Below are 19957 nucleotides of genomic sequence, written 5' to 3' on the forward strand. Positions count from 1 at the left end.
TAAATAATGATCTGCAAATCACATAAAAGCCTAATATTTATTATGGATCCCGGTCAGTATTCGTTCCACTTCTTTCCGGACTTCTGAGCTTGGCTTGGTGAAATTATTGTTCATGAAGCTGAAAACCAGCGTTTTTCCTTTCTTTGTAACAAGATAACCGCTGAGGTTATAGTTATTACTGAAGCTGCCCGTTTTGGCAAAAATGAACGGTTCCTGCCCTTTGAACATATTTTTCAAACTTCCGGTGGCTCCGCCGTTTGGCAGTATTTTAAACAACCGCTCCTGAGGAACTTTTGCATAAATCTTCTGCAACAAAGCTGCTATAGTTCTTGGCGTAAAAAGATTGTAGCGGCTTAATCCCGAGCCATCCTTCCAAACCAGATTGTCAGGCATATCACTTAAATAATTCTTTTTGGCATGTTCAATCGCCTTTTCGGTATTTAACGGCAATCCGTTTGCAGAAGCATAAAGTAACATCAGCTGCTCAGCCAGCATATTATCGCTCACCTGCATCATACGCATATACAAGGAATCCGAAGGTATACTTTTAACTATTTGCAATTCAATAGTAAGCGGAACGTGAATCAGCTTGATTTCCTTTTTAAGGGCATGACTCAGCAGCTGAACTGTCATTTCATCCGTCATATGGACCGGAATATCTCTTGTTTTTCCGGCTGCCAGAGCTTTCGGAGAATAATGAAAAGTATTTTGAAATTCTTCTCTTTTTATGCCGACAACCGATGTGTCCGGTTGTAAGGATTTTTCCCAGATTTTCGGTTTTACGCGAAATTGTCTGTCCGTCAGTCCAGTAAAACGCGCAATATTGCCATAAACAGGCATTGGTGATATTTCCGGCTGATAGTCGTCATTATAATCGCTCCATGCCCATCCCGGACCGTAGCGCTCATCCTGGAAATTTACAGGAGAAAAAAATATTTGCTCTTTTCTGCTTTGTAAAAAGTCGATGACAGCGCTTTTAGGCAGATCAGGATGAAATAAAGACGGATCGCCGGTGCCACGGATAATCAAAAGCTCTCCCCATTCCAGATATTCCAAACCAGGTAAGGAGTCGCCAAGCGCACACAAACCAGCGTAGAAACTGAATAATTTTGTATTAGAAGCCGGATTGAAATATTTATCAGATTGATAAGACGCAACGGCTTTGCTGCCCGTCAGATTATTGATCGAAATACCGGTATGCTGCTGACTTAAAACCGGAGAATTTTTTATTTCGCGTTTTAAATAATGAGAAACCGAGCAGCCAGATAATGAAAAAATCGTTAACAGAGAAAGGAGCGTGCGCATAGAAATCGGTTAGTACCAGTCTGTAAAGTTAGTATTTTCGGCTAAAAAACGAAGAAAGCATATTCATAGTTTGATCAGCCACGATTTTTTTTGAAAGAATTACGGCTCCGAATTTAGTAATTTGCAAATCTTTTGACAAAACACATACAATGAGTGACCTTCACGCCGTCCTGAAACAATACTGGGGCTACGACCAGTTTCGACCTGTGCAGGAAGAGGCAATCCGGTCGGTGCTGGAAGGAAATGACACACTATTATTACTGCCCACCGGTGGCGGAAAATCAATCTGCTTTCAGGTTCCTGTACTTACGATGGCAGGTGTTTGCATCGTCGTAACGCCTCTTATTGCATTGATGAAGGATCAGGTTGAGCAGCTTAAACGAAGAAATATTCCGGCTGCTGCCATTCATTCGGGTATGAACCGCCATGAAATTGATATTACGCTGGATAATTGCATTCACGGGCAAACCAAATTTCTTTACGTTTCGCCCGAGCGCTTACGGACAGACATCATGATTGCGCGGACCAAACAAATGAAAGTTTGTCTGCTGGCCATCGATGAGGCGCATTGCATATCAGCCTGGGGTTATGATTTCAGGCCCTCCTACTTACTTATTGCAGAATTCAGATTATTAATTCCGAAAGTTCCGGTCATGGCTTTAACCGCCACAGCCACAGAGCAGGTTCAGATTGATATTATTGAAAGGCTGGAAATGAAGCCGGTCAGAGTTTTCCGGCAGTCTTTCGCACGGGCAAATTTGTCTTACTCGACATTTTTGGAAGAGAATAAAGAAAGAAAGCTGCTTCAGATTCTTAAAAATGTGCCGGGAACAGCGATCGTTTATGTGCGAACGAGAAAACGGACGAAGGAATTGGCTGACTGGCTCACCAAACAAGGTGTCCGCGCTTCGGGGTATAATGCGGGTTTGCCATTCAAAGAACGTTCCGACAGACAAACGGCCTGGATTAAAAATCAGGTCCGGGTGGTTGTTGCCACAAACGCTTTTGGTATGGGCATTGACAAGCCGGACGTGCGCGCTGTGGTTCATTTTGACTTGCCGGACAATCTCGAAGCGTATTATCAGGAAGCTGGAAGGGCTGGCCGTGATGAAAAAAAATCTTTTGCAGTTGCGCTTTATAACAAAATTGACCTCGACGAACTGGCCGAAAATGTTGAAAGGAAATATCCTTCCATGGATGTTTTAAGAAAGGTTTATCAATCGCTGGCGAATTATTATAAAATTCCCGTTGGGGGTGGTGAATTTTCTGGTTACAGTTTTGATATACAACATTTTACAGGAATATTTGGCCTGATTGTTAATGAAACACATTTCGCTTTAAAACTTCTGGAAGAGGAAGGTTTTATTCAGTTAAGCGAAAATTTCAACGATCCGGCCAGAATTCATTTTGAAGTAGACAACCGTCAATTATATGATTTCCAGATACGGTATCCGGAGTTTGATTCGTTTATAAAATTGTTGTTGCGGCTGTATGGTGGAGAACTTTTCACTGAATACATCAGGATTTCTGAAACCGAGCTTGGGCAGATTTACTTCGCTCCGGAGGCAGAAATTATAAAAAAGCTGTCGTTTTTGAAGGAACGCGGTATTATCGATTATGAACCACGAAGAGACAAACCGCAGCTGACATTTCTGACACCGCGATTTGATGCTGCTCAGTTACCGCTAAATGTTTTTGAAATTGAAAGAAGACGAGAGCGCGACAGACAGAAAGCAAGGGCGGTGATTCAATATGCATCCAATAAAAACCGTTGCCGTACACTACTTTTATTGGAATATTTCAACGAAATGGATGGCCATGAATGCGGAGTTTGCGATGTTTGTATAAGGAAAAAAAAGAATGAGTCCAATTCCGGGATAGATGAAGAATTAGGTAACAAAATACTGCTTTATCTGAAAGACACCGGCTCGGTAACACCTCGGTTTTTGAGCCAGATTTTTGATTATGCGCCAGAGCAGCTCTTTTTGCAAACGGTCAAATATTTGATTGAAGAAGAAATAATCCAATACGATAACGTTGGAAAACTAAATTTAAACAGCAGATACAATTCTTGAAAAAGCAACTTTTTAATCTTACACTATTAATAGGATTTTTGGCAAAATCCGCATATTCCCAACAAATTCCCGGACTGGTAACCAGCAATTATGGCGGACTTTACAGGGCAACTGAAAATCCTTCTGCTATTGCAGGTTCTCGCTACAAGTTTCAGGTAAATCTGGGAACGATCGGGAGTAGTATCAACCATCGGTATTTTGTGTTTCTAGGGAAAAACTCGTTGTTTTATCCACTGTTAGCGCCGCATTCCAAAGATGAACTTTATGGCCGGTCGCGCACGATGGGATCGCTGACAGACAAAAATCCTATTTATCTCGCAAGTGAAATTCGCTGGCCTTCGGCCATGTTTTCGATTGGGAAATATCAGGGTGTGGCGTTTCAATTGCGGACCCGTGGGTTTGTGCAGGGAAATAATGTGCCGGATGATATCAGGAATTTGTATTTTAAAAGACTGGATACCGGGATGGATGAAGTTGCCCGTCAGGAATGGGGAAATTTTAATCTTGTTCAGCAGAGTTTTTCCGAATTGAGCGCATCTTACGGCGTTCAGATTTTAGATCTGGAAGCGCACAAACTACGGATTGGAACTACTGTGAAAAGAATTTTCGGAGCCAGAATTGGTTATGTTACGGGATCTGTGAATGATTTTCAAGTCAGCCGCGTTGCAGGAGGCACAGATGAAAATCAATTAATTCTGAATGATTTTTCTTATGAAAGTGGTTATAGCCAATCCAATCAAAAGATGAAACTCGGCAATATTTTCAATTCAGATAAGTATGCAGCAGGCTGGGCTTACGACCTTGGTGCGACTTATGAGCTTGGAGATTATTGGCATAACGAAGACGAAGCATTCGATCAGAGCCCAACTTATCTGCTCCGTTTGGCCGCGTCTCTGACAGATATTGGTTCAATAAAATACAAAACACAAAACAGCAGAGTCGTTAGCGGGTTTCAGGAACAGGCTGTTATTGGGCAAAGGGAACTGGAAATAATAGGAAACGAAGGAGCAGACGGACTAATGAATTTATATCCTGAAACTTCTGATACCACGTTTCACAGAAATGTGAGGCTTCCGCAGGCCATGCATCTGGAAGCGGATATTCAACTGGTCAAAGGATTTTTTGTAACGCTGGCGCAAACGAAACGGTATAAGCCAAGAACCGATAACCCGCTTGATCTGACCCAGCCAAACGTCTTCACCATCACGCCAAGATTTGAAGATGAGGATTCAGACTTTGCCTTCCCGATTTCATTTATAAAAGGAAATAAACGCGTTTCCCTGGGCGCCATGGCTCACTTCGGGCCATTTTTTGTTGGATTTAGTAATATCAACGGACTTGTAAAAAAAGGCGGAGCGAGAGGCAGTATGGCTTATGTGGGCTTTTCAGTCTGGAAGTTGAAGGGGTGGAAGAAGGGGTAATTATGTCTCATTTCAAAGTTGATAAATTTCCTAATTCCTCTTTTATAGTCAGAAAATTTAGCTTAAAAATACGTTCCTTCATAGATATTATCCGAAGGTATAGTAGAAACTTCTAATGAGTTTTTTGGTATTCTTTCTCCCATAACGTTTCCGTTAGAACATTTGGCAAAATAAATGGGATATTAAGTTTCCATTTTATTTTTTCAGTGGAAGAGATATTAAAGCAAAGTTGGTTCTGGTAAAATTAGAGATTTTAGAGGAGATTTGCGCCTGTTTAAACCGCCTGTGACAGAATACGATGAATTCCCTGGACACGGCCACTGCTTTTAACTTTCCAGATATCAAAGTTTTTCTGCATGTCAAGCCAAAATTCTGCGTTGATTCCAAATCCACTTTCAAGCCGTACCGCCATTTCAGCAGATATAGAAGATGTTTCATTAACAATTGCTGATAACTGTTTCCTGCTGACGTTTAACTCCCTGGCTGCTTTTGTGATTGATATTTTCATTTCTTTTAAAACATCTTCCCGCAGAACGGCACCAGGGTGTACCGGTTTCATTTCACTTTTCATTATTGTATATTTTAGTGATAATCAATATAGTTGATATCAAATACATTCTCTTCTTCAAAGCGGAATACAATCCGATAGTTACCTGTAACCCAAATTGCCCAGTATCCTTTCAAATCACCGCTTAATTGATGTAACCGATAACCAGGAATTGCTTTGATCGGGTCGAGCGTTTTTGCGGTGTTTAAAACCGACAAAATACGCCTGATTTTTTCTATTTGTTCAGCAGGTAGTTTGGAAGGATTATTCTTTTCCCAAAGTAACCTAAGCCCCTTATGGGCAATGGTTTCAATCATTTTTACAAATATACAGTGAAACCCCAAAGGTTACAATTTTTGCAAATATTTTAATTTAGAAGTTAATCAATCGAAGAGTAAAGTGTCTGTAAATTATATCGTAGGAGTCTACCTTTTCCGCCCAAACAACCCCCCAATCCTTCTGAACATTCTCTTTTCAAATTCCCAGAAAAAAGTAAATTTTCCCCAAACCCAGCCCCAGGCTAATAAGACAACCTGATAGAGCGGAAGGATTATTAGGATATTTACTGCCCAGAGCATCCAGGATGGTGTTGATTCTTTCGAGAGTCCAACCAGATCGAAAAGCGCGCGCTTCATGTACAGAATAGAAAATCCTGTGCAGGCAAAAACCAACAAAATGATTAGTACATCCCATCCATTTTTAACATTCCAGCGCTGCTTTAACTTTTCAATCATAAAGGTTATTCGTATAAAAATCCTAAATGTTCCGCTTTGATCGGCTCAGTATCCAATGGCAGGAATTCTTCCCAGAAAGGATCATTCGGTACACCGGCTTTGCATATAATCGGCTCTTTTTTTACCGGATGTTCAAAGAAAAGACGACGTGCATGTAAATTGATGCTTGCATCCGGATTTGCTTTTGGGTAGCCATATTTCAAGTCACCGCGGATCGGGCAGCCCATAGAAGCCAGCTGCACACGAATCTGATGAGGACGGCCGGTAACGGGTGTTATTTCCAGCAAATTGAATTTATTAACATCTCCCAGAAGCCGGTAACTAAGCTCGGCGCGCTGTGAACCAGGTACTTCGTAGTCATAAGCCGTTGTCACATTTCTTTGCTCATCTTTAATAAGCCAATGTACAAGTTTGCCTTTCTTTTCCGGCGGACGGTTTTTAACGACAGCCCAGTATGTTTTCTGAACATCGCGCTTACGGAAAATTTCATTCATCCTTTCCAGCGCTTTTGATGTTTTTGCAAAAACAACCAAACCACTAACGGGACGATCCAAACGGTGGACAGTACCCAGAAAAACAGCCCCTGGTTTGTTGTATTCTTCCTTGATATATTCTTTCAGCATGTCAAGCAAAGGCTTGTCACGCGTGGAATCTCCCTGCACAAGTATGCCGGGTTCTTTGTTAACAATCAGCAGGTGATTGTCTTCGTATATAATTTGAAATGGACGCTTTGCCATAATATTCAGTGTTAATTTTTCCCGTAAAAATCAGGAAAATAGGTGATCAATAAGATTCTTTCTCGTTTGGGAAAGATTTGCCTTTAACGTCTTTAATATAATTTGTGATTGCCTCGTTCATGATGTCGTTTAAATTGGCATACTGACGAAGAAAACGCGGTTTAAAACCTTTGTTGATTCCTAACACATCATGCAGAACGAGTATCTGGCCATCGGCATGTGGTCCCGCACCGATGCCAACCGTAGGAATGGCTATGCTTTCCGAAACCTGTTTGGTAAGCGCCGATGGAATTTTTTCCAGGACAACAGAAAAACAGCCTATTTCATCCAGCATTTTAGCATCTTCCAAAAGCTTTTTTGCTTCAACTTCTTCTTTGGCACGGACCGTATAAGTACCAAATTTATAAATGGATTGCGGCGTAAGTCCCAGGTGGCCCATAACCGGCACTCCAGCACTCAAAATCCGCATCACAGATTCTTTAATTTCTAATCCGCCTTCCAGCTTGACTGCATGTGCGCCAGATTCCTTCATTATGCGAATGGCAGAACGAAGTGCCTCTCCAGAATTTCCCTGATATGAACCAAAAGGAAGATCAACGACAACCAATGCACGTTTCACAGCTCTGACAACCGATGAGGCATGATAAATCATCTGATCGATCGTAATCGGCAAAGTCGTTTCATGGCCAGCCATCACATTGGACGCGGAATCTCCAACGAGTATCAGTTCAACGCCGGCAGCGTCAACGATACCTGCCATTGAATAATCATAAGCGGTCAGACAGGAAATTTTTTCGCCCCGCGTTTTCATTTCCTGAATGATATGGGTCGTAACTCTTTTTATATCAGAACTATGTATAGACATCTTTTTTAATGATTAATTGTTAATGGTAAATTGTTAATGATGGTTAATAATAAATGGCCGACATTAAGCATTAATCACTAACCATTAATCATTAAAAAATTACCTTCTGATCAGCCAGCTTTCCGGGTTAAGACGGGATGTACTTTTCCAGATCTGGAACTGAAGCTCCGAGGTGCCGTCGCTGTCAGTCGCTACGCGGCCTATTGTTTCCCGGGCTTTTATTTTTTGTCCCGCCGTCACTGTAACACCTGACATTTTCGCGTATACCGTCATATAATTACCGTGTTGAATTGCTACAACATTACCCATTCCCGGCATTTGTGTTACATCCAAAACAACACCATCATACACGGAGCGTACAATTTCTCCTGCATTTGTTTGAATATCAACGCCGAGGTTATCAACCATCACGCCTTTTAAAACGGCATGTGGACGTTGTCCGAAATGACCGGAAATAAATCCTCTTGTTGGCCATGACAAACGTGACTGGGATGCTGCAAACGACGATGCAAGCGTAACTTCTTCATCACTCATACCACTTGAAGATATGGCAGGTTCTTCTTTTGGCTCTTCTTCAACAACTTTTGCCTCGCCTTTTTTCTCTCTTTCAGCATTCTCGCGGGCTATGCGCTCCCGTTCTGCTTTTCTTCTTGCTTCTCTGGCAGCACGTTCCTCCCGTTCCCTTCTCTCCCGCTCTTTCTTTTCTCGCTCTGCGATCCTTCGGATGTTGGCTTCTAACAGATTTGTCGCCTTTTTGTTTGCAGCTAACTGATTACGTAATTCAACCTCTTTTTGAGACAATTCCTGAACAACCTGATCCTGTTTGGTCTTTAAACCTTCCAGTTTTGTATTTTCTGAAACCTGGGTCGTCAGTACAGTTTGTTGCTGCTGTTTTTTAGAAGTAATACGCCGGCGCTCTGCAAGTAGTTCCTTTTCAAGCACTTCCATTTGTTTTACCTGCCCCTGACGCGCATCCGTATATTGCTTCAAATATTTATACCGAAGTACGAATTGATTAAATGTACCTGCTGAAAATAAAAAGATCAACTGGTTCATGTAAACATTCCGCTTGGAGGCTTCGTAGATCATGTCGCCATATTCCGCCTTTAATTTGCCAAGATCGTTTGCCAGAATCTGCTGCTTTTTTTCAAGTGTTTTAAGTTCACCATCCAGCAATTTTAAGTCGTCTGACAACAGGTCTATTTTTTTCTTAAGCGTATTAATCTGCTGACTAAGTGCGCGCAACTGACCTAAGTTTACTTTTTTCTGGGAAGATGTTTGTTTCAGAATTCCCTGAATTTCATTCATCTTGCTCTGGTTTTCACTTTTTTCCCGTTCCAGTTGCTCACGGGTTTTCTGCGCAGATACGCTAAGTGCTGTACAAAACAGAAGAGTCAGTACCAGAAATATTCGTCGATAATACGTTTTGTGAAAGGGCATATTAATTTTTCTTGCTGCCAAAATACCTTAAAGGTCAGGCAAAGTTAAGCAGACTTCACGTTTTTGCGCCTATAAAACAGTAGACAATCTGTTATTTACCTTTTCGGGCATAACTGGACGGTATGCTAAACGGGAATCCGGGACTTTGGGATACCAACTCTACTTTGCTGTGTTTGATCCGCATAGTAGTCTGATAGAACTGGTTATCTTTTTTGGATTGTACGTCCAGATTGATAAGGCTGCTGAATGGGAACAACATACTGTTCACTTCCTTAAAATCCTCATAATCCAAAGTAATTGTGTTATTTGTAGGCATTTCGACGGCCTTAAGACGTTCAAGTTTTTGATTTTTTTCACCAATATAATTGTCAACGACAATTTTTCCACTGTTTTGGCGCAGTGTAAAAAAATCGTTTTCCTTGTAAAACTTGGCGTCAGTAGTTTGCTGAATAGGTAAATTTCCAATGATGATCGACTGCAATAATTTGAAATTAAGTTCAAAATTATATTGCTTACTCAGCTGCTCGTAGGTTATGACAAAGTACTCTTTATGAAATTTATCAAGAAAAACGATAGAATCCGGCGTGATCAATCCGCGCCCTACTTCAAAACCCACGCCGGTTACTGAAAGCCAAATCAGACTGTCTTTTTTGATACGAATATTTACGTTTGTATTTTCAAAATCCTGTGTGCTGCTGCGAAGTGAAAATTTAGATTTGGCAACAAGGTAATCAAATGCAATTTCCTGCACTTTTACCGGAACTGCCTCTCTGTTTTCCGATACTGAATCTATTTTGGAAGAATCTATGGATACAAAACCAGAATCTAAACTCGGCCTTGTTGTGCCTTTTGAAAGATGTTTTTTGTGGCACGAAGTTAACCAGATACACCCGAAGGCCAGAAACCATACCGTAATCTTATTGCTCATGTAATGTTCCGGTTGCTATTTTTTTGTCAAGAAGTTCTGTTGTCTCACCCATTTTTTTTGCCTTTTTCCACTGTAAAACCGCATTCTCGCGCTCTCCCAGCTTAAACAGCACATCCCCATAATGTTCAACAATCGTGCCACTGACATTGGTAGAATCGCGCATTGCTTTTTCAAGAGACTCCTTGGCTTTTTTGTAATCTTTCCTGATATAAAGTACCCAGGCATGTGTGTCCAGATAAGTTGGGTTATTCTGATGCTGCTGAATCAACCGCTCCGACATTTTCAAAGCCTGGTCAAGTTTTTCTTTACGCAGTGAAAGAAAATAGCTGTAATTATTAAGGACGTGGTCGTTATCTGGATTTTCCATCAAGGCAAGATCGTAGGCTGCGTCGGATTTTGCATTCTCTCCCAAGCCGTTGTAAGCATCTCCAAGCTGCGCATGGATGTAAGGAAGCATGTCTTTCTCAGTAAGCAATTTCAAACTTTCTTCAAATGAAGAAATGGCTTTTTTATAATCCTTCTTCATCAGATGCGCCGTTCCGTTTGAATACCAGAGCAACCCCTGATTGGGAAATACTTCCAAAGCTTTTTCCGAATGAACTAATAGACTGTCAACCTGATTTAATTCTCCATCCAGCTGGATAACAGCGCCCCAAACCTTATAGTCAGATCCGTCGATCGAGGTTGCTTTTACATACCTGTCACGCGCTTCGGCTTTTTTGCCGTTGCGCATTAATAAATCTCCGTAAATGACGTTAGTTCTGGCATCGTTCGGATGGGTATCCACAAGCTGTTTCGCAAGAGCCAAAGCTTCCCCCGTTTCCTGATCCGATTTCAGCATTGTCAGATATCCGGAAAGCACGCGGATCTTCGGCTCAGCATCCAGGTTCGGGTTAGCAAAAACAAGCTTTAACTCCTGGTTGCATTTTTCAATATCACCATTTCTGCGATAAATATCTGCAAGCAGCACATGCGCCTGTGCCTCGTCAGGATTAATTTTTAATGCCTCTTCCAAAGGAGCGACGGCCTCTGAAATTTTGTCATTTGCGATAAGCATTTCAGCAAGTTCAATCCTGTAACTTACTTCACTTGGCTCGTTTGCAATAAGTTTGTTTGCCTCTGCCAACGCTTTGTCAAGCTTGTTTTGTCTTAAATAAAGCTGTTCTTTCTGGTGAGTTATTTCTTCGGTAATACCTATGGATTTTTCAAGTCCGTCATACGTCTGGATGGCCTCGTCAAACTGTTCATTAAAAACATAAATGGCAGCCAGCTCAATTCCATATTGAATATTTTCAGGACTTTGCGCGACCAGTGTTTCATAAATTAATGCTGCCTCAGCGTATTTTTTCTTTTTTGCATAAAGCTCTGCCAGCTGCTGCGCGTAGAAAAGATTTGTTTTATCGAGGTCATAGGCTTTTTTCGATGGAACCAGCGCATCATCCTGGCGATCCAGCTTCAATAAAGCGGTAGCAACCAGATAATATCCGGCAGGGTCCTGAGGACTTTTTTGAGTGATCTGCTCAAATATGGGAAGTGCCCGTGCCGGTTGGTCCGTCATCATGTATTTCATTCCATCGGATGTTAACGTCTCTTCTTCGAGACGAAATCCGATAGGTGCGGTCTTTTCCTTTTCACGGGTTTTTGGCTTACGCTGAGCGTCTGCCGGCGTGATTTCGGAAGCCACCAATAGGCCTGCCCATAAGCATATTTTGAAAAATTCTGTCCTCATATCTTATCTTGTTGCCAATCATAAATCGAGACAGATCGGCCATTTCAATATAAACAGCAAAGGTATCACTTTTTTTGGGGATGGACAGGGTCAAATTTCCACCTGCTTTTGATTACTAACGCATTTTATGAAGTAATCTTATAACCGGGTTAGTTATCGTACCGAATATCCTGTTTCTGCCGAACCAGGTATTCCCCAAGTTGTTAATGCCTCTACGCGAATATTGACGTTCGTACTGGCGTCGGTATTGAAATAGCTGAATTTTACTTTTCCATCTTTGCCTGTCCGCAATAAGGGAGCCCAATGAATGGTTGTCCGGTAATCCGGTCTGGCATCTTCAGGTCGCTTCAGGTCGTAAAGAGGTTCGTAAAACTTTTTGGGCGTATCAAACCCTGCAATTTTCGCTACGGTAACACCAGGCGTAACATCCTTCGAATAATCGTAGTTTGAATTCCCCCTTTTTGTCAAAATAGAGATCACGCCTCCTCCTCCCCGGCTTCCATAAATAGCAGCAGACGCGCCTTTCAAAACATCAATCGATTCCACATCAAAAACAGACAAAGAAGTGATCAGATCTTTGTCAACAGGCATTCCATCCAACAAAAACGTGGGCTCATTTCTACCTCCGCGAATGGATACTCTTGCATTGGGTCCGGAGCCCATCACTGAAACCCCCGCCACCCTGCCTTGTAACATATCCAAAACCGTATTCGCACCGCCGGTCATTTGTGGCGTGACTTTGATAGAAGCATCAGCGCGGCTATATAGTTTTCTCGAATCTCGTTCTTCGGCTCTTTTTCCCTTAATCGTTACCTCTCTCAGCAGTTTTTCCCGGCTTGCTCTGATTTTTCTTTCTATTTCAAGATACTCTTCCGCCCGTTTTAAATATTCCGACATTCTCACAGCGTCTACTGTCATTGGGTAAAATGGAATTTTCAATATAGTAAACTTCGGTGGGTCAAACGGTGCTAAAATGATGTTAAGACCAGCGCTGTTTCTTGCATTCATTCCCTGCAGGCGAACGTTCAGCGAATCATCAAAAATCAGGTTTTCAAGCGAAAAGCGGCCGGACTCCCCTGTTTCGGTGGTCAGAAAAGTATTGATACTGTCATTCGTCAAAAAGACAGATAACATCACTTTTTCGGCTAATTTTTTATTTCCCTTTTTAACTTCACCCTGAACTGAAAACCCTTGCTCAACAAATCTTGTAGGTGTTGTATGATTTTCCTGTAAAACATCAGCCCACTCGAATCGCCGCCAGCCCTGCGTCATCATTAGTATATCCAGCTTTATTTTACGATCGGTTTTTGTTGTGTCAAAATAATAGGCTGGTTGTTCAATATGGCCTTTTAGATCTGATGACAACAGCAGGTAAGAAATAATGTTCTGTTCGTAAGGCTGTTGCGCGATCTGGCCGCCGTCGGTAACAGCGACAGAAAGTATAGTTTCAACTGGCTTGCCTGCCGTATCGGTAGCCATAATTTCAATCTCGGTTTTTTCTCGTGGATTGTAAGAATCCTGATTTTTGTTGATCTTCAAATGCAGTCTTTCACCGTGATCTACAAAAATAAGCCGTTCGCTGACGGGATTGTTCTGGCTGTCAAAAAGGGTAAGTTGGGTAATGCCATCAGGTAAAGTTGATGTTGGAATATTAATCTGTAATCCCTTTTTTGATACTTTTCCCTTGGCTGCAAATGCTACCAAACCGCGGGTATGCGCAACAATATTCACTTCTTTTTCGATATTGTCGGGAAAACTGGCATAAACCAAAATACGCATTTTATCGGTTGTTGTCAGGTTATTTACCATCATCGTAAAACCTTCTCGTTTAACTTCCGGAAATGTAAAACGTTGGTAAGAGCCTGATTTTTTTCGTAGATAGGCAGTGTATACCTGGCCTGCTACCGGCTCCAAGGGAAATCTGCCCATTCCTAAATGTTCACTTTTGAGCGCTACGATAGTGTCGTTTTTCTGATTTAATATAAAGCCAGTGACATCAGCTCCCAACCCTGTTTCATCTATCGCCTTAAATCCAACCCTCGTACTCAGGCCTGCAACCAACTGCCCTCCTTCCGGGAAAAATTGTACATCCAAAGCCGACGTTGCAGTCTCTTGATTGTTGGTTTCATTGTTAAAAACATAGACATCTTTATGAAAGAAATAATCTTCGGAAAAGTTTCGCATCCAGTTGGTATAGGCGCGAATAGTATATGCTCCGACCGGCAGCGCGTCATCCAGTTTAATTTCCCCATTTCCAAAACCTCCGTCCAGTTTTACACGTTTCAAAGAAATATTTTTTCCTGTTCTTTTCTCAATCAGATCAACGTACAAAACACGGCTTGCACTGTCAGCAAAATGGACTGACCCTTCGGCAAGATATGCACCAAACCAAAGCGTATCTCCTGCAACATAGTATGGTTTATCAATATGCAGGAATGCTTTTTCCTGAGGAAATATCTTCCGGTATTCCTCGAGCCTGCTAACGATCAATTTTGAAAAATCGTCTTCTGCCCATTTGTAGGAAACCAGTGCGAGTGCTAATGTGAAAAGGGCAATTTTAAAAAATGAGGTTTTTAAGAGCATGGCTGTTGATTAATCGGTTTGTTACTCAAAGGCTACAATTTAGATTTTATCATGGGTAATTTATCAATAATTATTGAAGGTTGGTTAATAGTTCTTCTGTCACCCATTCTGGGTTGGGGATAGTTAGTGTCAGAATTTTCTACAATACTTTCATCCCTCCGGGATTTTTAGCAATCGTAATGCTCGTCATATTCGCCAATTCTGGTAGGTTGATGGTTTTCTGGAGTGTCGGAATCAAGATTCGTGGCCCTTCTGTCTTCTTTCATCTTTTCATGGTTTTGATGACATAGCCTGATGCTGTTTTTTACAATACTTTCATCCCTTCGGGATTTTCGGCAATCGTAGTGCTTGTCATATTCGACAATTCTGGTAGGTTGATGGTTTTCTGGAGTGTCGGAATCAAGATTCGTGGCCCTTCTGTCTTCTTTCATCTTTTCATGTTTTTGATGATATAGCCTGATGCTGTTTTTTACAATACTTTCATCCCTTCGGGATTTTCGGCAATCGTAGTGCTTGTCATATTCGGCAATTCTGGTAGGTTGATGGTTTTCTGGAGTGTCGGAATCAAGATTCGTGGTCCTTCTGTCTTCTTTCATCTTTTCATGTTTTTGATGATATAGCCTGATGCTGTTTTTTACAATACTTTCATCCCTTCGGGATTTTCGGCAATCGTAGTGCTTGTCATATTCGGCAATTCTGGTAGGTTGATGGTTTTCTGGAGTGTCGGAATCAAGATTCGTGGTCCTTCTGTCTTCTTTCATCTTTTCATGGTTTTGATGATATAGCCTGATGCTGTTTTTTACAATACTTTCATCCCTTCGGGATTTTCGGCAATCGTAGTGCTTGTCATATTCGGCAATTCCGGTAGGTTGATGGTTTTTGGAGTGTCGGAATCAAGATTCGTGGTCCTTCTGTCTTCTTTCATCTTTTCATGGTTTTGATGATATAGCCTGATGCTGTTTTCTACAATACTTTCATCCCTTCGGGATTTTCGGCAATCGTAGTGCTTGTCATATTCAGCAATTCCGGTAGGTTGAAGTTTATATGGAAGTGGTGGAATTAGAATTCTTGGGAACATCTATATGGTGACTCTTCTGTCACCCTTTCAGGGTTTTTATGTATATCATGACGGCATATTCTACAATACTTTCATCCCTTCGGGATTATAAAAATTTCCTCAATATCGGTTTATAATAATCCCGAAGGGATGATATTATTATAGAAATAGCAGGATTCTACTTCGGGCGTAAATCCGGAACGGGTGACAGAATAAACCTATTATCACCAAAAAATTTTCCTGTAAACTTGAAAAATGTTGAATTTCAAACCGTTCAAATGTTATACCCTTCCTAAATCCCGAAGGGATGACAGTATTATAGAAACAGCAGGGGCCGGCCTACAACGGAAACCCGGAACGGGTGACAGATTTACAGCCCCGAAACCTGGATTGTTTACACAATTACTCAATCCAGTCAATCAAATATTTCTCATCATACGAAACTTTAAACTTTTCCAGCATAGCAAGATATTCCTCTCGAAATGTTCGTTTTTGATGATGACTTTCCTGATTTTTGATATAATTAAAAACCGAATCAATTTGCGATTGACTATAGGAAAAAGCACCATATCCTTCTTGCCAGGAAAATTTGCCGGCAACATACTTTTTCGAATTGATAAAATTGGAAGAATTATTCTTTACGTCCCGTACCAAATCTGATATGGACATAGAAGGACGCAACCCGACAAATAAATGTACATGATCACCAACGCCATTAACAATAATTGGTTTTTTCCTCTAATGATGCCAGCGATGTATTCAAAAATCTCTGTTCGAAATTCCTTTCTAATCAAATTTTCTCTGCCTTTCACGGCAAAAACGACCTGAACATACAATTGTGAAAAAGTGCCAGCCATGGTAATTTTAAGTTAGTGTGTGTTAGAATATTTGAAGGTTAATCCTTCCGGTTCAACCGTTGAACAGCCAGGAAAATCGGATAACTTAATACCAGAAATAAAATTGAATACTTGCTGCTTGAAATATCCTGCACGACAGCCGAAACCAAAAATGCTAATGAAATAATTAACATCAGAATTGGCAAAACCGGATAGGCAGGTACTTTCCATGGACGCGCCAAAAGCGGTTCTTTTTTTCGTAACATCAGTAAGGAAGCGAATCCGGAGGCATATCCTAAAACAAAAAAGAAGGTAGCTATGTCGGAAAGTTTTTCGCAGGCTTCTTTGCCTACAAGGATCAGTACAATAGCAACAGCGGCCGTTATCGGCATGGCAAGGGCTGGTGTTCCACCTTTGTTTACATAAGTTGCGGCATTAATAAACAAGCCATCCCGGCTCATGGAATACAAAACTCTGGGGTTGAACAACATCTGCGCATTCACAATCCCGAGAATGGATACCATCAGGAAAATGGTAACAATTTTCGCAGATCCTTCACCAAATATCAGTTTGATCGCATCGGCAGCAGCCAGTTTCGAATTGGCCAGTTCATTCATTGGCAGAATATAAAGTATTGCCAGATTGCAGAGCAGGTAAATAATGATAATCAATAAAACACCGCCAATCATCGATTTAGGAAGGTTTTTTGTCGGATTTTCATCTTCTTCTGTGAAATAAGCTGCGGTGTGCCAGCCATCATAAGTATAAAAAATTGCCTGAAGAGAAAATATGACCGGACCGATAAAACTTCCCGTTTGAATAATTTTACTTGTCGTTAAAGTGGCATCGGCAGAGGAAATCTCATTTCCATACATGTAACAAACTGCTACAAAAGTGAATAGTCCAACAGCTTTAAGAAAACTCATTACATTTTGAAAGGTACTTGCCAGGGCCAGGCCAATCCAATGTATACCTGTCAGTATCAACAATATGGATGCGGCAACATAAGGTTCATAACCCAGAAGTGACGGTATTAAAAGTGCGAGATATTCGCTCATGGTATATACTCCGAAACCCAATGCAGCGCAGGTCCCCATCCAGCTGTTAATTCCAACAACAAATCCGGCATAATCGCCAAATGCACGGCGCGCATAAACATACCAGGCACCTGCTTTCGGGACGGAGGTTCCCAATTCAATGGTGCATAACGTTCCCAGAAAAGCATATAAACTTACTGCAATCCAAACGCCCATGATGAGCCATGGTTCACCAAGTTGGGCGGCAATGGGGCCTGGTTTTCGAAGAATTCCTGTTCCGATAGTACCACCGATTGTTACGGCAATACCAAAGCCAACACCGAGTATTTTCAGTAATTCTTTTTTGGGAGAAGGTTGTGTCATAGGAGTGATTAGGAAAAGTGCTTTTCCGAAAATAGTTAAACTTTCGAGAAAGTTAAGAAACGTCACCCCTATTTGTTCTGGATGAGTAATTCAAACGGGTATAAAAAAACAGGGTACACGCCGATAGCGTGCACCCTGTTCAAATTTTATTATGTTTTACCCTACAAAACCGCCTCAGCCAAAACCAAAACTTTATTGTTCAGTACCTCAACCACACCACCATCGATGGTATAAGTTGTTTTGGCGCCGCTGATATCTACAACTACGTCTCCACGTTTAAGCGAGCTTACAAGTGGGGCATGGTTGTTCAATACCTGAAACTGTCCGTCGGTACCCGGTAATGTTACAGCATTTGCCTCGCCGGCAAATACTTTTTTATCTGGGGTAATGATATCTAAATGCATATTTAATTGGCTTTTGGCTGTTAGCGATCAGCTGTTAGTATAGATATGAATATCTCACTATCAGGCTGTTAATCAATCATGTGATTATCTGTTAGCAGCTTCTGCCATCATTTTTTCACCTTTGATCTGAGCATCTTCGATCGTACCAACAAGGTTGAAAGCCATTTCAGGCAGGTGGTCATATGCACCGTCCATAATCTGGTTGAAACCTTTGATGGTATCGTTGATATCTACCAATACGCCTTTCAAACCTGTAAATTGTTCAGCCACAAAGAAAGGTTGTGACAAGAAACGCTCTACACGACGAGCACGTGATACAACAAGTTTATCATCATCAGATAATTCTTCCATACCCAAAATCGCGATGATATCCTGCAATTCTTTGTAGTGCTGCAAAATATTTTTAACACGTTGCGCACAGTCGTAATGTGCGTCACCCAATGTCTCAGCATTCAGGATACGTGAAACTGAATCTAGTGGATCCACAGCAGGATAGATACCTTTTTCAGCAACTTTACGAGAAAGCGTAGTCGTTGCATCTAAGTGGGTAAATGTCGTTGCCGGTGCCGGATCCGTCAAGTCATCCGCAGGTACGTAAACCGCCTGTACAGATGTAATAGATCCGCGTTTTGTTGAAGTGATACGTTCCTGCATAGCACCCATTTCTGTTGCTAGTGTAGGCTGATAACCTACCGCAGATGGCATACGACCCAAAAGAGCCGATACTTCAGAACCCGCTTGTGTAAAACGGAAGATATTGTCAATAAAGAAAAGAATATCACGTCCTTGTCCTTCACCATCTCCGTCACGGAAATACTCAGCAACTGTAAGACCTGAAAGGGCAACACGCGCACGAGCTCCAGGAGGTTCGTTCATTTGACCGAAAACGAAAGTAGCCTGTGAATCTTTCAAAGTGTTGTAATCAACTTTGGAGATATCCCATCCACCTTCTTCCATGCTGTGCTTGAATTCGTCACCGTATTTAATGATACCTGCCTCGATCATCTCGCGCATTAAATCATTTCCTTCACGGGTACGTTCTCCAACACCTGCAAATACGGAAAGACCAGCGTGTGCTTTTGCAATGTTGTTGATCAATTCCTGAATCAATACAGTTTTACCAACACCAGCACCACCGAACAACCCGATTTTACCACCCTTAACATAAGGAGCAAGCAAGTCGATCACTTTGATACCTGTGAAAAGTACCTCCGTTGCCGTTGCCAGATCTTCAAATTTTGGAGCTGAACGGTGAATAGATACACCGTTAACAGAAGAATCAACCGGTGTAAGACCATCAATAGCTTCTCCGATTACGTTGAACAAACGTCCTTTGATCGCTTCGCCTGTAGGCATTTTGATCGGGGCGCCCAAAGGTTTCACCGCCATTCCGCGCTGCATACCTTCTGTACTGTCCATCGCAATTGTACGAACTCTGTCTTCGCCTAAATGTTGTTGACACTCAAGGATTACTCTTTGACCGTTTGATTTGATGACCTCTAATGCATCAAGAATAGCCGGGATGCGTTCGCTGTCTTCAAATGATACGTCTACAACGGGGCCAATTACCTGCGTAATTTTTCCTATGTTTGTCGCGTTTGCCATTATAAGAATTTTAGTATAGTCTATGAGAGGTTATTTCGAACCGCAAAAGTAGGAGATAATTTGGTCAGTACCAATAGTGTCCCTCGCGATTTATTGGATATTTTTTAGAAAATCACCCAAATTATGTGAAAAGTGTATAGAAATTATCAGAATTGATGTCAAATTCACTTTGGAAAGGAACTTTTTCTTTCATGTTTAGACAAATACAATTAAGCTTTAAGTTATATTTTGATTTCCGAATTAGTTAGGCGCCCATTTGATGACGTTCTGAAATTGTTTAAATTTGAGTAA

The 19957-nt window shown here is 41.5% G+C and carries 17 protein-coding genes and 1 pseudogene; 2 read left to right on the forward strand and 16 right to left on the reverse strand.

Annotated elements, in window-relative coordinates:
• Positions 1–30 precede the first annotated feature (30 nt).
• Positions 31–1305: a D-alanyl-D-alanine carboxypeptidase/D-alanyl-D-alanine-endopeptidase gene (locus tag AC1XUO_RS19930; RefSeq protein WP_483331536.1), complete on the reverse strand. Its 1275-nt coding sequence runs from the start codon at positions 1303–1305 to the stop codon at positions 31–33.
• A 149-nt stretch (positions 1306–1454) separates the two neighbouring features.
• Here AC1XUO_RS19930 and AC1XUO_RS19935 point away from each other — a divergent pair, with 149 nt between their 5' ends.
• Positions 1455–3380, forward strand: coding sequence for a RecQ family ATP-dependent DNA helicase (locus tag AC1XUO_RS19935; RefSeq protein WP_483331537.1), 1926 nt, complete (start codon positions 1455–1457; stop codon positions 3378–3380).
• Complete coding sequence (locus AC1XUO_RS19940) at positions 3377–4801, forward strand: DUF5723 family protein (RefSeq protein ID WP_483331538.1); 1425 nt, start codon at positions 3377–3379, stop codon at positions 4799–4801. The genes AC1XUO_RS19935 and AC1XUO_RS19940 overlap by 4 nt, the downstream gene beginning before the upstream one ends.
• Positions 4802–5075: 274 nt before the next feature.
• On the opposite strand, the gene AC1XUO_RS19945 is transcribed toward AC1XUO_RS19940, so the two are convergent.
• The 15 genes and pseudogenes from AC1XUO_RS19945 to atpD form a co-directional block, all read right to left on the reverse strand.
• On the reverse strand, positions 5076–5372 hold the full coding sequence (locus AC1XUO_RS19945; RefSeq protein ID WP_483331539.1) for a HigA family addiction module antitoxin: 297 nt from the start codon (positions 5370–5372) through the stop codon (positions 5076–5078).
• Positions 5373–5383: 11 nt separating this feature from the next.
• Positions 5384–5665: a type II toxin-antitoxin system RelE/ParE family toxin gene (locus AC1XUO_RS19950; protein ID WP_483331540.1), complete on the reverse strand. Its 282-nt coding sequence runs from the start codon at positions 5663–5665 to the stop codon at positions 5384–5386.
• A 108-nt stretch (positions 5666–5773) separates the two neighbouring features.
• Positions 5774–6082 (reverse strand): DUF6787 family protein, encoded by a 309-nt coding sequence (locus AC1XUO_RS19955; RefSeq protein WP_483331541.1) that lies wholly within the window; start codon positions 6080–6082, stop codon positions 5774–5776.
• Positions 6083–6087: 5 nt separating this feature from the next.
• Complete coding sequence (locus AC1XUO_RS19960) at positions 6088–6819, reverse strand: RluA family pseudouridine synthase (protein ID WP_235151423.1); 732 nt, start codon at positions 6817–6819, stop codon at positions 6088–6090.
• Positions 6820–6865: 46 nt separating this feature from the next.
• A complete protein-coding gene (panB, locus tag AC1XUO_RS19965) occupies positions 6866–7684 on the reverse strand; it encodes a 3-methyl-2-oxobutanoate hydroxymethyltransferase (protein ID WP_235151424.1) in 819 nt (272 codons plus the stop codon).
• A 99-nt stretch (positions 7685–7783) separates the two neighbouring features.
• Positions 7784–9124: a murein hydrolase activator EnvC family protein gene (locus AC1XUO_RS19970; protein ID WP_483331542.1), complete on the reverse strand. Its 1341-nt coding sequence runs from the start codon at positions 9122–9124 to the stop codon at positions 7784–7786.
• A gap of 91 nt (positions 9125–9215) precedes the next feature.
• Entirely contained in the window at positions 9216–10052 is an 837-nt protein-coding gene (lolB1, locus tag AC1XUO_RS19975; RefSeq protein ID WP_483331543.1) for a lipoprotein insertase outer membrane protein LolB1, read from the reverse strand.
• Positions 10042–11781 carry a tetratricopeptide repeat protein gene (locus AC1XUO_RS19980; protein ID WP_483331544.1) on the reverse strand — a complete coding sequence of 580 codons (1740 nt, stop codon included), beginning with the start codon at positions 11779–11781 and terminating at the stop codon, positions 10042–10044. Before AC1XUO_RS19980 ends, lolB1 begins: the two co-directional genes overlap by 11 nt.
• Before the next feature lie 153 nt (positions 11782–11934).
• Positions 11935–14364: a TonB-dependent receptor plug domain-containing protein gene (locus AC1XUO_RS19985; protein WP_483331545.1), complete on the reverse strand. Its 2430-nt coding sequence runs from the start codon at positions 14362–14364 to the stop codon at positions 11935–11937.
• A 167-nt stretch (positions 14365–14531) separates the two neighbouring features.
• Entirely contained in the window at positions 14532–15125 is a 594-nt protein-coding gene (locus AC1XUO_RS19990; RefSeq protein ID WP_483331546.1) for a hypothetical protein, read from the reverse strand.
• Between the two features lie 38 nt (positions 15126–15163).
• On the reverse strand, positions 15164–15442 hold the full coding sequence (locus tag AC1XUO_RS19995) for a hypothetical protein (RefSeq protein WP_483331547.1): 279 nt from the start codon (positions 15440–15442) through the stop codon (positions 15164–15166).
• 381 nt (positions 15443–15823) lie between these two features.
• A pseudogene (gene tnpA, locus AC1XUO_RS20000) lies at positions 15824–16278 on the reverse strand (IS200/IS605 family transposase).
• 38 nt (positions 16279–16316) lie between these two features.
• Positions 16317–17657 (reverse strand): APC family permease, encoded by a 1341-nt coding sequence (locus AC1XUO_RS20005; protein WP_483331549.1) that lies wholly within the window; start codon positions 17655–17657, stop codon positions 16317–16319.
• Between the two features lie 161 nt (positions 17658–17818).
• Positions 17819–18061, reverse strand: coding sequence for an ATP synthase F1 subunit epsilon (gene atpC, locus AC1XUO_RS20010; protein ID WP_090340768.1), 243 nt, complete (start codon positions 18059–18061; stop codon positions 17819–17821).
• A gap of 84 nt (positions 18062–18145) precedes the next feature.
• Positions 18146–19666: a F0F1 ATP synthase subunit beta gene (atpD, locus tag AC1XUO_RS20015; protein WP_090340766.1), complete on the reverse strand. Its 1521-nt coding sequence runs from the start codon at positions 19664–19666 to the stop codon at positions 18146–18148.
• Positions 19667–19957 lie beyond the last annotated feature (291 nt).

This window comes from Dyadobacter sp. HNCC25DJ186 (assembly GCF_056895235.1).

Bases quoted from the DNA above. Each gene is read 5' to 3' on its own strand.
- AC1XUO_RS19930 (WP_483331536.1), bottom strand. From the start codon at position 1,305: ATGCGCACGCTCCTTTCTCTGTTAACGATTTTTTCATTATCTGGCTGC.
- atpC (WP_090340768.1), bottom strand. From the start codon at position 18,061: ATGCATTTAGATATCATTACCCCAGATAAAAAAGTATTTGCCGGCGAG.
- AC1XUO_RS19945 (WP_483331539.1), bottom strand. From the start codon at position 5,372: ATGAAAAGTGAAATGAAACCGGTACACCCTGGTGCCGTTCTGCGGGAA.
- AC1XUO_RS19970 (WP_483331542.1), bottom strand. From the start codon at position 9,124: ATGCCCTTTCACAAAACGTATTATCGACGAATATTTCTGGTACTGACT.
- AC1XUO_RS19935 (WP_483331537.1), top strand. From the start codon at position 1,455: ATGAGTGACCTTCACGCCGTCCTGAAACAATACTGGGGCTACGACCAG.
- AC1XUO_RS19985 (WP_483331545.1), bottom strand. From the start codon at position 14,364: ATGCTCTTAAAAACCTCATTTTTTAAAATTGCCCTTTTCACATTAGCA.
- AC1XUO_RS19950 (WP_483331540.1), bottom strand. From the start codon at position 5,665: ATGATTGAAACCATTGCCCATAAGGGGCTTAGGTTACTTTGGGAAAAG.
- AC1XUO_RS20005 (WP_483331549.1), bottom strand. From the start codon at position 17,657: ATGACACAACCTTCTCCCAAAAAAGAATTACTGAAAATACTCGGTGTT.
- lolB1 (WP_483331543.1), bottom strand. From the start codon at position 10,052: ATGAGCAATAAGATTACGGTATGGTTTCTGGCCTTCGGGTGTATCTGG.
- panB (WP_235151424.1), bottom strand. From the start codon at position 7,684: ATGTCTATACATAGTTCTGATATAAAAAGAGTTACGACCCATATCATT.
- AC1XUO_RS19980 (WP_483331544.1), bottom strand. From the start codon at position 11,781: ATGAGGACAGAATTTTTCAAAATATGCTTATGGGCAGGCCTATTGGTG.
- AC1XUO_RS19955 (WP_483331541.1), bottom strand. From the start codon at position 6,082: ATGATTGAAAAGTTAAAGCAGCGCTGGAATGTTAAAAATGGATGGGAT.
- atpD (WP_090340766.1), bottom strand. From the start codon at position 19,666: ATGGCAAACGCGACAAACATAGGAAAAATTACGCAGGTAATTGGCCCC.
- AC1XUO_RS19990 (WP_483331546.1), bottom strand. From the start codon at position 15,125: ATGAAAGAAGACAGAAGGACCACGAATCTTGATTCCGACACTCCAGAA.
- AC1XUO_RS19960 (WP_235151423.1), bottom strand. From the start codon at position 6,819: ATGGCAAAGCGTCCATTTCAAATTATATACGAAGACAATCACCTGCTG.
- AC1XUO_RS19995 (WP_483331547.1), bottom strand. From the start codon at position 15,442: ATGTTCCCAAGAATTCTAATTCCACCACTTCCATATAAACTTCAACCT.